Annotated in this window: 11 protein-coding genes; 5 read left to right on the forward strand and 6 right to left on the reverse strand. The window is 73.3% G+C overall.

The genetic code is table 11. From position 1 onward, the window contains the following. Positions 1–75 precede the first annotated feature (75 nt). On the reverse strand, positions 76–1,440 hold the full coding sequence (locus KS423_RS22320; protein ID WP_224281344.1) for a dipeptidase: 1,365 nt from the start codon (positions 1,438–1,440) through the stop codon (positions 76–78). A gap of 251 nt (positions 1,441–1,691) precedes the next feature. Between KS423_RS22320 and KS423_RS22325 the strand changes: the two genes are divergently transcribed. Further along, entirely contained in the window at positions 1,692–2,885 is a 1,194-nt protein-coding gene (locus KS423_RS22325; RefSeq protein WP_224281353.1) for a geranylgeranyl reductase family protein, read from the forward strand. 169 nt (positions 2,886–3,054) lie between these two features. Here KS423_RS22325 and KS423_RS22330 read toward each other — a convergent pair whose 3' ends face one another. After that, positions 3,055–5,358, reverse strand: coding sequence for a glycosyl hydrolase family 18 protein (locus KS423_RS22330; RefSeq protein WP_224281345.1), 2,304 nt, complete (start codon positions 5,356–5,358; stop codon positions 3,055–3,057). A gap of 293 nt (positions 5,359–5,651) precedes the next feature. On the opposite strand from KS423_RS22330, the gene KS423_RS22335 reads away from it, so the two are divergent. After that, positions 5,652–6,425, forward strand: a complete 774-nt coding sequence (locus tag KS423_RS22335; protein ID WP_224281346.1) for an enoyl-CoA hydratase family protein — start codon at positions 5,652–5,654, stop codon at positions 6,423–6,425. Between the two features lie 119 nt (positions 6,426–6,544). Here the strand turns inward: KS423_RS22335 and KS423_RS22340 are convergent, their stop codons facing one another. Beyond that, complete coding sequence (locus tag KS423_RS22340; RefSeq protein ID WP_224281347.1) at positions 6,545–7,327, reverse strand: maleylpyruvate isomerase N-terminal domain-containing protein; 783 nt, start codon at positions 7,325–7,327, stop codon at positions 6,545–6,547. 306 nt (positions 7,328–7,633) lie between these two features. Here KS423_RS22340 and KS423_RS22345 point away from each other — a divergent pair, with 306 nt between their 5' ends. Then, the gene (locus tag KS423_RS22345; protein WP_224281348.1) at positions 7,634–8,389 is read left to right on the forward strand and encodes a DapH/DapD/GlmU-related protein; all 756 of its coding nucleotides are present in this window, start codon (positions 7,634–7,636) and stop codon (positions 8,387–8,389) included. Between the two features lie 219 nt (positions 8,390–8,608). Here KS423_RS22345 and KS423_RS22350 read toward each other — a convergent pair whose 3' ends face one another. Together KS423_RS22350 and KS423_RS22355 are read right to left on the reverse strand one after the other, a co-directional pair. Continuing rightward, entirely contained in the window at positions 8,609–9,181 is a 573-nt protein-coding gene (locus KS423_RS22350; protein ID WP_224281349.1) for a HutD family protein, read from the reverse strand. Between the two features lie 59 nt (positions 9,182–9,240). Then, complete coding sequence (locus tag KS423_RS22355) at positions 9,241–10,539, reverse strand: MFS transporter (RefSeq protein ID WP_224281350.1); 1,299 nt, start codon at positions 10,537–10,539, stop codon at positions 9,241–9,243. Positions 10,540–10,556: 17 nt separating this feature from the next. On the opposite strand from KS423_RS22355, the gene KS423_RS22360 reads away from it, so the two are divergent. Both KS423_RS22360 and KS423_RS22365 read left to right on the forward strand, forming a co-directional pair. Further along, positions 10,557–11,837, forward strand: a complete 1,281-nt coding sequence (locus KS423_RS22360) for an ROK family protein (RefSeq protein WP_374120008.1) — start codon at positions 10,557–10,559, stop codon at positions 11,835–11,837. 101 nt (positions 11,838–11,938) lie between these two features. Next, positions 11,939–13,057, forward strand: coding sequence for a PLP-dependent cysteine synthase family protein (locus KS423_RS22365; protein ID WP_224281351.1), 1,119 nt, complete (start codon positions 11,939–11,941; stop codon positions 13,055–13,057). A 116-nt stretch (positions 13,058–13,173) separates the two neighbouring features. Here the strand turns inward: KS423_RS22365 and KS423_RS22370 are convergent. Next, the coding region (locus KS423_RS22370) for a DUF6191 domain-containing protein (protein WP_224281352.1) at positions 13,174–13,408 on the reverse strand (235 nt) is incomplete at its 5' end.

Here is a 13,408-nt window from a genome sequence, read left to right on the forward strand (position 1 = left end):
GGCCGCCCGCCGGTTGCGCGGCGGGCGGCCGGACGCCCTTCGGGAGACCCCTCGGGACGTCGCCTCGAACGTCCGTCAGACGGAGCGCAGTTCGGCGTAGCGGCGGAGGAACAGCGCCTCGGTGAGGGCCATCCGCTCCAGCTCCTGCGGGTCGACGCTCTCGTTGACCGCGTGGATCTGGGTGGTCGGCTCCTCGACGCCGATCAGCACGATCTCGGCCTGGGGGTAGAGCGAGCGCAGCGTGTTGCAGAGCGGGATCGAGCCGCCCTCGCCGGAGGCGACCATCGCGGTGCCGAAGGCCTCGGCCATCGCCTCGCCCATGGCCTCGTACGCCGGGCCGCTGGTGTCGGCCCGGAACGGCGCGCCGCTGCCCTGGCGTTGGACGGTGAGCCGGGCACCGAGCGGGACCTGCGCCTCCAGGTGGGCGACCAGCGCGTCCTGGGCGGCGCCCGCGTCCGTGCCCGGCGCGACGCGCAGGCTGATCAGGGCCTTGGCGGTGGCCTGGACGGAGGAGGTGGCGCCGATCACCGGCGGGGCGTCGATGCCGAGGACGGTGACGGCCGGGCGGGCCCAGAGGCGGTCGGCGATGGTGCCGGTGCCGGTCAGGGCGACGCCGTCGAGCACCTTGGCGTCGGCGCGGAACTGCTCCTCGGGGTACTGCACGCCGGTCCAGGTCTGGTCGGCCGTCAGGCCGGCCACCGCGACGTCGCCGTTCTCGTCGTGCAGCGAGGCCAGCATCCGGACCAGGGACTGGAGCGCGTCCGGGGCGGCGCCGCCGAAGGCGCCGGAGTGCAGGTTGCCGGCCAGCGTGGTGACCGTGGCCTCGACGACCGTCATGCCGCGCAGCGAGGTGGTGACGGTGGGCAGGCCGGGGGCGAAGTTGCCGGTGTCGCCGATGATGATGGCGTCGGCGGCGAGCAGCTCGGGGTGGGCCTCGGCGTAGCGCTCCAGACCGCCGGTGCCCTGCTCCTCGGAGCCCTCGACGATGATCTTCAGGCCGACCGGGTAGGCGTCGCCGTGGACCTGACGCAGCGCCCGCAGGGCGGTCAGGTGCATCAGGATGTTGCCCTTGCAGTCGGCGGCGCCGCGCCCGTACCAGCGGCCGTCGCGCTCGGTCAGCTCGAAGGCGGGGCTGAGCCAGGCGTCCTCGTCCAGCGGGGGCTGGACGTCGTAGTGGGAGTAGAGCAGGACGGTCGGCGCGCCCTCGGGGCCGGGCAGCTCGCCGTAGACGGACTGGGTGCCGTCCGGGGTGTCCAGCAGCCGGATGTCGGTCAGGCCCTCGGCGGCGAAGGCGTCGGCGACCCAGCGCGCGGCCTTCTCGCACTCCTCGACCGGGAACTGGCGCGGGTCGGCGACCGACGGGAAGGCGACCAGCTCGGCGAGGTCGGTGCGGGCACGGTCCATCAGGGACCGGACGGCGTCGGCCAGGGGCTGTGACATCGGGGCTCCGAGGGGACGGTCCGCCCTTCGAGGTGGTGCGGGCGGAGGAGACGGCTTGCGGTAGTGCCGATCATAGGCGGAGCGGAACGGGGAGCTCCGAGGGTGTGGCACGGACCCGGAGGGATAGGGCGGCCGGTGCGGGGGCGGCGCGTTCGACCGGAGCGGTCGGACGCATAGGATTGCTCGACGTGACTGACTCCGGAAGCTCCGATTCCCGCAGCCCGCTCGACAGCCCGGCCGAGGGCGGTCCGATCGACGACGCGGCGGCGCCGCCGGACGGCGTCTGGGACGTCGTGGTGGTCGGCGCCGGACCGGCGGGCTCCTCGGCCGCGTACGCCGCCGCGGCCCAGGGCCGCCGGGTGCTGCTGCTCGACAAGGCCGAACACCCGCGGTACAAGACCTGCGGCGGTGGCATCATCGGCCCCTCCCGGGACAGCCTGCCGCCGGGCTTCCGGCTGCCCCTGCAGGACCGGGTGCACGCCGTCACCTTCGCCTACGACGGGAAGTACACCCGCACCCGGCGGTCCAAGCGAATGCTGTTCGGCCTGGTCAACCGGGACGAGTTCGACCTGCGCCTGGTGCAGGCGGCCAAGCAGGCCGGGGCGGTGCTGGTCACCGGAGTGACCGTCACCGGCGTCGAGCAGCGCGGCGGCGGGCACCGGACGGCGCTGGTGACGGCCGCCGACGGGCGCACCTTCGAGGCCCGTGCGGTGGTCGGCGCGGACGGCAGCGCGAGCCGGATCGGCCGGCACGTCGGCGTCACCTTCGACCAGATCGACCTCGGCCTGGAGGCGGAGATCCCGGTGCCGGCGCAGGTCGCCGCGGACTGGGCGGGCAGGATCCACCTCGACTGGGGCCCGCTGCCCGGCAGCTACGGCTGGGTGTTCCCGAAGACCGAGACCAGCAGCCTGACCGTCGGCGTCATCTCGGCGCGCGGCGACGGCGAGCGCACCAAGCAGTACCTCGCCGACTACATCCGCCGGCTGGGCCTGTCCGGGTTCACCCCCAGGGTCGAGTCCGGGCACCTGACCCGCTGCCGGGCCGAGGACTCGCCGCTCTCCCGCGGCCGGGTGCTGGTCGCCGGGGACGCGGCCGGACTGCTGGAACCGTGGACCCGCGAGGGCATCTCGTACGCGCTGCGCTCGGGCCGGCTGGCCGGCGAGTGGGCGGTGAAGGTCGCCGAGGCGGGCGACGCGGCGGCGGTGCGGCGCGAGGCGCTGAACTACGCCTTCGCGGTCAAGGCCGGGCTGGGCGTGGAGATGCGCGCGGGCAAGCAACTGCTGGGCGCCTTCGAGCGGCGGCCGTACCTGTTCCACGCAGCGGTCTGCCTGGTGCCGGCGGCCTGGCGGGCCTTCGCCCGGACCACCCAGGGGCACACCTCCTTCTCCCAGGTGCTGCGGCAGTACCGGGCCGCGCGGCGGCTGACGGCGATGGCCTCGCGGTAGGGCGGCCGTCGTGACGCGGGGCCGGCGCCCCTCCCCGGTGCGGGGAGGGGCGCCGGCCCCGTTTCCGTGGTGGCGCCGGGTACCCGAGCCCCGGGTCGGGTCGTGCGGCCTGCGTGATCCCAGGGTCGGGTCGTGCGGCCTGCGTGATCCCAGGGTCGGGCTGTGCGGACTACTTGAGCCCGGTGTCCAGTGCCGACATCAGGGTGCCGGACGGGGTGTCGCCGGACATCTCCCAGATCATGCCGCCGAGCAGGTTCTTCGACTTGAGGTAGGCCGTCTTCTGCGAGATCGACCAGGCGTCGTCGAAGGTCCACCACTGGCCGCCCGATCCCGTGTAGCCGTACGTCGCAACGGACTTGGGGTCGTGGTAGACCTTGAGGCCGGGGAGGGCGGTGACCAGGTTGTTGTACCCGCGGGTGCCGGCCTCGTCGGTGAACTGGCCCGGTGCGGCGCCGTTCGCGGACTGCCAGGCGCCGTTCGCGCCGCCGTCCGCGACGCTCTGCCAGCCGCGCCCGTAGAACGGGAAGCCGATGGTCAGCTTGCGCGGGTTGACCCCGGCGTTCAGGTACGTCCGGACGGCCGTGTCCACGCTGAAGTGGGTGTTGTAGGGGTCGTTCGGGTCCTGGAAGAGGTTGGAGGCGTGGCCGGTGCGGTTCGGCTCCCAGGAGTTGTCGCTGCCCGAGCCGTGGAAGTCGTAGCCCTGGATGTTGGCGATGTCCAGCGAGCTGAAGATCTTCGAGAGGTCCCAGCCGGCGGCGACCTTCGCGGGGTCGGCCGGGGTGAAGGCGGTGAGCAGCTTGTGCGAGCCGCCCAACGCGTCCAGCTGCTTGCGGAATTCGGTCAGCAGCAGGGTCAGGTTGTCCTTGTCGTCGGCGCTCCAGTGGTTGCCCGGGTGGCCGTCGCCGGAGCCGGGCCACTCCCAGTCGAGGTCGATGCCGTCGAAGATGCCCGCCGCCACGCCGTCGCCGCCGGCACCGTTGTAGACCGGCAGGTTGCCCTTGATCCAGGTGTCGATGCAGGACTTGACGAACTTCTGGCGGGACGCGTCGGTGGCGGCGGCGTCGGAGAAGTACTTGGAGTAGGTCCAGCCGCCGAGCGAGACGACCACCTTCAGGTTCGGGTACTTGGCCTTGAGCTTCTTCAACTGGTTGAAGTTGCCCCGGAGTTTGCCCCAGCCGTCGTCGGCCACGCCGTCCACCGACTGGTCGGCGCTCATCGCCCGGCCGTAGTCCGCGTCGGCGTCACCGGCGCCGGTGCCCTGGTCCGGGTCCTCCGGGTTGCCGGTGGTGCCCTTGGTGACGCCCGCCATGCAGGTCAGGTTGACCGGATCGATGTTCTCGAAGGCGTAGTTGACGACGTCGAGCTTGGCGGCGGCGCCCGAGGTGTCCAGGTTCTTGACGAAGTACTGGCGGCCGTAGATGCCCCACTGGACGAAGTAGCCGACCCGGGCGTACTTCCCGGCGCCGACCAGGTCCGAGGTGGTCGCGGTGAGCGGTGCGGAGGCGGGCGAGGCGTTGTCGGCGGCGTCCCGGGCCTTCACGGTGAACGTGTAGGTGGTGGACGGCGAGAGGCCGCCGACGGTTGCGCCGAGGGTGCTGCCGGTGACCGTGGTCGCCAGGGTGTTGCCCTGGTACACGTCGTACGCGGCGACCCGGACGTTGTCGGTGGCGGCGTTCCAGGCGAGCTTCACGTCCGTCGAACTGACCGCCGTCGCCCGGAGGTTGGCCGGTGCCGTGGGCGGCGAGGTGTCGGTGGACGGGTCGAAGGTTGACGCGGTGACGGACGCGCTGAGCGAACCGGTGTTGCCTCGGCTGTCCTTGGCCCGGACGGTCAGGGTGTACGAGGTGGCCGGGGTGAGGCCGGTGACCAGGACGCTGGTGGACGAGCTGGAGGCGAGCACGGTGCTGCCGCTCAGCACGTCGTAGGAGGCGACCGGGAAGTCGCCGCCGGTGGCGGCCGGCCAGCTCAGGGCGAGCGTGTGCGCGGTGGACTCGGTGACCGTCGGGGTGCCCGGTGCGGACGGCGGGACGTCCGCGCTGCCGTCGCACTTGTCGCCGTTGATGCGGCAGTTGAGCGGGGTGGAGACCGGGCCGTTGCCGACGAACCAGAAGCTGTACGGCTCGGTGGTGCTGTGGGCGTTGACGGTGGAGTTGTAGAACGCGGCCGTGGCGGTGACGTGCCGGCCGCCGACGGTCGCGGTGCCGTTGTAGCTGTTGCCGATGGTGACGCCGGCCGGGAGGTCGAACTCCAGGGTCCAGCCGCTCACCGCGGTCGCGCTGTCGTTGTGGACGACGTAGGTGCCCTGCCACCAGGAGCCGTTGTCGGCGGTGGTGAAGGTGGCGCTGAGCTTTCCGGCGGCGTTCGCCGGGGCGGCCAGCGCGGTGAGCGCGGCGAGGGGCAGGAGCAGGACGGAGAGCAGTGCCAGCAGTCTGCTGCGCACGCGCGGGCGCCCGGCCCGGGATCGAGCGGACATGGTTCTCCCTGTGGCTGTGGGGGTGAACAGGGTGACGTAGAACCTTGGTTGATCCATTGATTCGTGTGCGATCGACGCCTGCGCCGTGGGGAGGCGCGGCATGGGAACTGTAGGAGGACTGGACCAATGCGTCAACAGGTCTGTACCACTGGCGAGCATGGGGAGGCCGCCGCCGGGCCGGCCGGCTCTGGCCGAGGGGCGGGTGGGCGTGCCAGAGTCGACCGGGCGTCGTCCGCACCCCCGGACCGCACCCGCAGCCCGACCCACCCTCAGCCCGAAGGCAGGCCCCGCCGATGACCAGTGCAGCGCCCCTCGTCCACGTCAGCACCGCCGACGCCGTCACCACGCTCACCCTCGACTCGCCGCACAACCGCAACGCGCTCTCCACCCGGCTGATGGCCGAGCTGCACGTCGGGCTGACCTCCGCCGCGGCCGACCCGGAGGTCCGCGCGGTGGTGCTCGGGCACACCGGCAAGGTGTTCTGCGCGGGCGCGGACCTCTCCGAGGCGACCGGCGCGGACCCGACGGTCGGCCCGCGCGGCCTGGTCGAGCTCCAGCGGGCCATCGTGGACTGCGCCAAGCCGGTGATCGCCGTCATCGACGGGCACGTCCGGGCCGGCGGTCTGGGCCTGGTCGGCGCGGCGGACCTCGCCGTCGCCGGACCGGCCTCGACGTTCGCCTTCACCGAGGTGCGCCTCGGCCTCGCGCCCGCCGTCATCTCGCTGCCGCTGCGCCCGAAGCTGGACCCGCGCGCCGCCTCCCGCTACTACCTCACCGGCGAGGTCTTCGACGCCGCCGAGGCCGCCCGGATCGGGCTGATCACCAGCGCCACCGACTCCGCCGAGTCCACCGGCGTGGTGCTGAAGGGCCTGCTGGACGCGCTGCGCCTGGGCTCCCCGCAGGGCCTGGCGGAGTCGAAGCGGCTGGCCAACGCCGAGGTGGTGCGCTCCTTCGAACGGGACGCGGACGAGCTGGTGGAGCTGTCGGCGCGGCTCTTCGGTTCGGCGGAGGCACAGGAGGGGATGCGGTCGTTCCTGGAGAAGCGGCCCGCGCGCTGGGTGCGCTGACGCCGGGGTTCCCGGGCGCCGCGCTCGCTCGCCCGGGGGCGGCGCCGCCCCCGGGCGTCGCGACGGTTCATCGGCGTCGCGAGCGTCATCGACGTCACGACAGTTCGCCGGCGTCACGATCAGCGGATCGCCGCTGCGTCGCGCCAGAGGTCGAGCAGGCCCTGGTCGCCGGTCGCGACGACGTCCCGGGCCTGCCCGAAGGGCAGCCGGTTCCACAGCAGCGGATAGAGCTCGCGGGCGGGACCGGCGAGGGTCAGGTCGGCCGGCTCGGGGCTCTCGCCGGTGGTGACGGTCGGCGGCTCCTGGGTGATCGTCAGTCGCCAGGAACCGGTGCCGGAGTCGGAGCCGGCGCCGTCGGTGGCCCGGACCTGGAGAGTGCGCGGCCGGTCGCTGCGCAGCGTGGACCGGCTGCTGGTCATGAAGCCGCTCACCAGTTCGTCGATGCCGTCCAGGGCCAGCGCGGTGTCCACGGCCGGGCCGGGCGCCCCGGCGGCCGCGTCGGCGTCATGGCGGTGGACGGCGGTCTCGTGCGCCTGGCGCCGGGCCCAGAACGCCAGTGGGCTGGGCGAGGGCAGGAAGCTCCAGCACTCGACGTCGGCGGGCGCTGCGGTGAGCGCGTCCACCAGGGCGGTGTGTCCCTCGCGGTACCAGTCGAGCAGTGTGGCGTCCGAGGGCAGTGGTCCGACGGCGGCCTGCGTGCCCGTCTCGTCCAGTGGCGCCGGCAGGCCCTGCGAGACGATGGCGGCGGCCCAGCGGTGGACGGAGCCGATGTGTCGTAGCAGGTCCGCCAGTTGCCACTCCGGGCAGGTCGGTACGGGGGCGGACAGCTCGGTGCGGGCTGCGGCCTCGGCGAGCCGGTTGCCCTCGCGGCGCAGCGCGTCGATGTGCTCGGTGATCTCCATGGGGTGGAGTCTTCCATCGCGGTCGGCCGCCGGTCGCGGATTTCGGACACTCCTCGGGGTGGTCCGGTCCGGGCCGGGCCGGTTCGGGCCGGTCTGGTTCGGTCCGGTCCGTTTCGGGCCGGGAGATCCAGCCGGGGTGGGACGGGCGCTCCGGCGGTCGGGTCGGATGGTGCGGGGCCGGGCAGATGCCGCTGTGCGCGGTCGCGGACGAGCGCCCGTCGCGGCGGTGGGCCGGGGCGGATGTGGCCCGTGTGATGTCGGCCTCCCGGCGGACGGGCGGATGCTACGGGCCGGTAACGTGAGCGCATGCCGATAACCCGTTCCCTCGTCTCCGCTGTCCGGGCCGGTGGCCGCCGCGCTGCCGGACTCCTCGTCCACCGGGGCTGGCGCTGGGTTCAGCGGACCGGCGCGGTCACCAACCGCAACCCCGGCCCGTACCGGTTCGGCGAGCTGGGGGACGGCACGACCCTCAGCTTCCCGCTCGGGGCGGTGTTCAACGAACAGTGGATCACCATCGGGCCGTTCTCGATCATCGGCGAGCGGGTCACCATCAGCGCCGGCTTCCTGCCCGGGCTCGACCTCGGGCCGGAACCGATCGTGCGGATCGGCGGCGGCTGCGTGATCGGCCGGGACAGCCACATCGTCGGCCACCAGTCGATCGTGATCGGCGACGACGTGTGGACCGGCCCGGGCGTGTACATCAGCGACCAGGCCCACGAGTACCGGGACACCCGGCTGCCGATCGGCAAGCAGTGGCCGCGCAACGAGCCGGTGGAGATCGGCGCGGGCAGCTGGATCGGCACCGGCGCGGTGATCCTGCCGGGCGCGCGGATCGGCCGGAACGTGGTGGTCGCGGCCGGGGCCGCCGTGCGCGGCGAGGTGCCCGACCACAGCGTGGTCGCCGGGGCGCCGGCCAAGGTGGTGCGCCGCTGGACCGAGGAGGAGGGCTGGCAGCCGCCGCTGCGCCACGACGCTCCGCAGCCGGTACCGGACGGTGTGACCGCCGAGCAGCTGCGAGCGCTGGTCGGCTGGGACCTGCGGCTGCCGGGGGAACAGGGCTGACCCCGTCGCCGGGTACCGCACCGGGAGCACCGGCGCCGTGCGCTGGCGACCGGCCTGAACTGCCCCGTGGGGGAGGCCTGTTCGGCGGTGCGGGCGGCGATGGCGGCGGTGATCCGCGGGACACCGGCGGGGTGCGTCGGACCTCCGGGCTGGTCCGAGAGTCGGGCGCACTGTCCTTCGTCGGTGCGTCGGTGCGTCGGTGCGTCGGTCCGCCGGCTGTCAGGGCGCGGTGCGGAAGCTGACGACGGCGGTGGTGCCGTTCGGGTGCAGCTCGTACGCGCCCGGGGCGTCGAGCAGTGCGGCGTCGTAGCGGGCGAGTTCGACGCCGTCGACGGCGGCCGCGCCGGCGAGGCAGACCAGGAGGGCGGTGTTCCCGCCGGGGAGGTCGATCGTGGTGGCCACGGTGGCCAGGTCCACGGTGGCCTCGACCCGTCCGCGGCGCGTCATCACGTTGAAGTCCACCACCGGGCCGGCCACCAGCCGACAGTCGGTGGTGGCGTCGCCGGAGAACGCGAACGGCAGGAACGGCGCGTCGACCAGCCGCTCGGTGCCGTCGACGGTGAGCGCCATCCCTGCGCCTTCGACCAGGGTGATCACCCGGTCGATCCCGGGGAACGGGGAGAATGGTCCGGCCGAGGCGACGTCCGCGAGGCTCACCCGCCAGTCGAAGGCGTCCAGCCCGGCTCCGGCCGGGAACCCGGCGACCTCCCTGGTCACCCCGCCCCCGTTGAGCCACGCCGTCGCCGGGCGCTCGCTCGCCCGCAGTACCTGGAAGCGTCCGCTGGTCGTCATGGCTCCGCATCCTGTCACATGGCGGGTGACAGATGACAGATTTCAACATCTGTCATCTGTCATCTGTCATCTGTTGCCCGCCGGCTGTCACCGGTCGTCTGCCACCCGCGCCCGACCGAGAGTGGCAGGAGTGCCGCCACCGTGGCTGCGACCGCGACCGTGGTGAGGGCCAGTGGCAGCCCGGCCGCGTCGGCGAGGAAGCCGATCACCACCGGGCCGATCAGCATCCCCCCGTAGCCGAGCGAGGAGGCGAACGCGACGCCCTGTGGCCCGCCCGCCGCGCCGGCCCGGGCGATGGCGAGCGGGAAGAGGTTGGCCAGGCCGAGGCCGACCAGCACGAACCCGCAGATCGCCACCGGAACAACCGGGGCGAGGGCGGCGATCAGCATGCCGACCGCGGCCGTCAGTCCGCCCAGCAGCATCAGTCGGGTCTGGCCGAGCCTGATGGACAGCCAGGTGCCGCCGACCCGCCCGCCGGCCATCGCGAACGCGTACGCCCCGTAGCCGGTGGCGGCCACCACGGAGCTCGCATGGACGTCGTCGGTGAGGTGGAGCGTGGTCCAGTCGGCGATCGCGCCCTCGCCGTACGCGGTGCAGAGCGCCGTGAGGCCGAGCAGCAGGACGAGCAGCCGGATGTGCGTTCGTACCGAGCCCGCGTTTGCGCCGGCGCCGTCGGACGGTTCCGCCGCGCGGCCCGTACGGCCCGGAGCGACCGTTGCCGCCGCCGGGCTGCGCAGCAGAACGATGCCGGCGCCGAGGGTGACGGTCATGCCCAGCGCGGCGCTGAGCACGAGCGCCCATGCGGTGCTCAGCGGGCCGGCGAGCAGTCCGCTGACGCCGGTGCCGACCAGCCCGCCGAAGCTGTACCCGGCGTGGAAGCTGGGCATCACGGGCCGTCGCAGCTGCGCGACCAGGTCGACGGCGGCGCTGTTCATCGCGACGTTGGCCCCGCCGTACCCCGCGCCGAACAGCAGCAGCACCCCGCCGAGCGCGGTGACCGAGTGGGCGTGCGCGGGCAGCAGTACGGCGAGGCTGAGCAGGGCGAGCGAGCCGACGGTCACCGGGCGCGAGCCGTACCGCAGGCAGAGCCGGCCGACCATCGGCATGGTGAGGACGGCGCCGATGGACAGGCAGAGCAGGGCGAGCCCGAGGGCGCTGTGCGAGGCGCTGACCTGACTGCGGATGTCCGGGATGCGGACGACCCAGGCCGCGAAGAGGAAGCCGTCGATGGCGAAGAACGCGGTGAGGGCGACACGTGCAGCACCCCAGGGGCTGTCGGTGACCGGGGGTGTGCTGCGAGACTGGGAGGAGGGATCGTCCGGTGGAGTGCGTGAACCGATTTTGTTTCGAAGCGACACAAAGTCACAATAGGGGTGTGCAGCTCTCACCATCAAGCCCGAGGCCCGGTACCGGGAACGACTCCGACGCGCAGCGCGACAGCCACCGCCGCGCGGCTCCCGACCGGGGCCGGACGCTGCTCGGCCCCGCGCTCTCCCTGATCCACACCGGCCAGACGCCGACCCGCTCGGCGCTCACCCGCGCACTGGACGTCACCCGGGCCACCGCCGGCGCGGTCACGGCCGAACTGGAGGCGCTCGGCCTGATCACCGTCGACTCGCGCCCGGCCGGTGGTGGCCGCGGCCGCCCCTCGCACCGGCTCGCGATCGACCCGCAGGGCCCGGTCGTGGTCGCCGGGCAGATCCACGCCGACGGGTTGAGCGTCACCCTGGCCGGCCTCGGCGGGCTGCTCGACCCGCCCCTCCACCTGCCGCTGCCCGCCGCCACCGACCCGGTCCGGATGCTGCGCGCCGTAGCCGTGGCCGGCGCCGAGCTGGCCCGTGCGACCGACCGCCGCTGCCTGGGCGCCGCGCTCGCGCTGCCCAACCCGGTCACCGAGCCGGACGGTACCGCCCTCGCCGCGCTGCACTTCGCCTGGCCCAGCGGCACCCCGGTCGCCGACCTGTACGACGTCGAGGTCGGCCGCGCCGACCACGGTCCGAACGCGCTGCGCCCGCTTCCCACCGTGATCGCCAACGACGCCAACCTGGCCGCGCTCGCCGAGTACCGGCACGGCGCCGGCCGCGGCGCCCGCCACCTGCTCTTCGTCACCTCCGGCCACCGCGGCGTCGGTGGCGCGCTGGTCATCGACGGCCACCTGCACACCGGCAGTGCCGGGCTCGCCCTGGAGGTCGGGCACCTCACCGTCGACCCGCAGGGCCGGCCGTGCATGTGCGGCAACCGGGGCTGCCTCAACTCCGAGACCGACCCCGACGCGCTGTTCGCCGCCGCCGGACTCTCCCCGGAGCCGGGGCGGCCGCTGCTCGACCAGGCGCGTGAGCTGTGCCGGGCGGCCGCGACGGACGACCGGGCGCGGGCGGCGGTGGAGCACGTCATCGACCGGCTCGGGCTCGGCCTGGCGGGCGTCGCCAACATCCTCAACCCCGACCGGGTGGTCCTCAGCGGGCTGCACCTCCACCTGCTGGAGGCCGCGCCCGACCGGCTGCGGTCGGTGGTCGCCGAGCGCAGCCTGTGGGGGCGCAGCGGCCGGGTGCCGATCGTCGGCGCGGAACTGGCGCACGGCGCGCTCGCGGGTGCGGCCGAGCTGGGCTGGGGGCCGTACCTGGCGGATCCGCAGTCGGTGCCCGTTCCGCACTGAAGCGATAAGGGGAAGCTGGCCCCTCGAAAACGGTCACTTATCGTGACTCTCATACACTCGTAGTGAGCAGTGGGGGGTCACCACGAGGGAGACAGCTACCAATGAGCACCCAGCCCGGCACCGAGCCGACCGTCGACATCGACCGCTCGGACCCCGAGTACCGCGCCTGGCTCAAGGAAGCGGTGCGCAAGGTCCAGGCCGACGCCAACCGGTCCGCCGACACCCACCTGCTGCGCTTTCCGCTGCCCGCGGAGTGGGGGATCGACCTCTACCTCAAGGACGAGTCCACCCACCCGACCGGCTCGCTCAAACACCGCCTGGCCCGCTCGCTCTTCCTCTACGGGCTCTGCAACGGCTGGATCCGGCCCGGCAAGCCGGTGATCGAGGCCTCCAGCGGCTCCACGGCCGTCTCCGAGGCGTACTTCGCCCAGCTCATCGGCGTGCCGTTCATCGCCGTGATGGCCAAGAGCACCAGCCAGGCCAAGATCGACCTGATCCAGTTCCACGGCGGCGAGTGTCACCTGGTCGAGCGTTCGGACGAGGTGTACGAGGCCTCCGCCCGGCTCGCCGAGGAGACCGGCGGGCACTACATGGACCAGTTCACCTACGCCGAGCGGGCCACCGACTGGCGTGGCAACAACAACATCGCCGAGTCGGTCTTCGCCCAGCTGCGCCTGGAGCCGCACCCCGAGCCCGCCTGGATCGTGGCCACCGCCGGCACCGGCGGCACCTCGGCGACCATCGCCCGGTACGTGCACTACATGCAGCACGACACCCGGATCTGCGTCGCGGACCCGGAGAACTCCTGCTTCTTCGACGGCTGGGTGCGCCACGACCCGGACGCCGTCTGCGAGAGCGGCTCGCGGATCGAGGGCATCGGACGGCCGCGGATGGAGCCGAGCTTCGTCCCGGGGGCGATCGACCGGATGATGAAGGTGCCGGACGCCGCGTCGATCGCCGCCGTGCGGGTGTTGGAGCAGGTGCTCGGCAAGAAGGCGGGGGCTTCCACCGGGACGGGCCTCTGGAGCGCGCTGCGGATCGTCGCCGAGATGCGGGCAGCAGGGCGGACGGGCAGCGTGGTCGGCCTGATCTGCGACCCGGGGGACCGCTACCTGGACAAGTACTACTCGGACGACTGGCTGGCGGGCGAGCGGATCGACATCGCGCCCTACCGGGCGGCGCTGGAGTCCTTCCTGGCCGGCGGCGCCTGGACGGCCTGACCGGGTCGGAGGCTGTCGGGGGGCAGCTGACGGCTGACAGATAACAGCTGACAGATTTCAGACTCTGTTATCTGTCAGCTGTTCGTCGTCACCTCTTCGCTGTCAGCCGTCAGCCGTCAGCCGTCAGCTGTCAGCCCTCGGCCGCCACCTCGCCGGATCACCGCCCGCCCGCCCGCGAGGTCGATCCCCGTACGCTTCGGCGCACCATCGTGCTCGTCGTCCCGTAGCACCAGCTCGACCCGCCGCTGTTCCAGCTGCACCCGCTTGCTCGGGTAGAGCAGCGCGTGCAGCTCCTCCGTCGCGGTCGCACCCGCGCCGCGCCCCGCGCCCGGCCCCGCCGTCGGCCGGGCG

Source organism: Streptomyces sp. LS1784 (genome assembly GCF_020103755.1).
In the GTDB taxonomy this organism is placed as follows: Bacteria; Actinomycetota; Actinomycetes; order Streptomycetales; family Streptomycetaceae; genus Kitasatospora.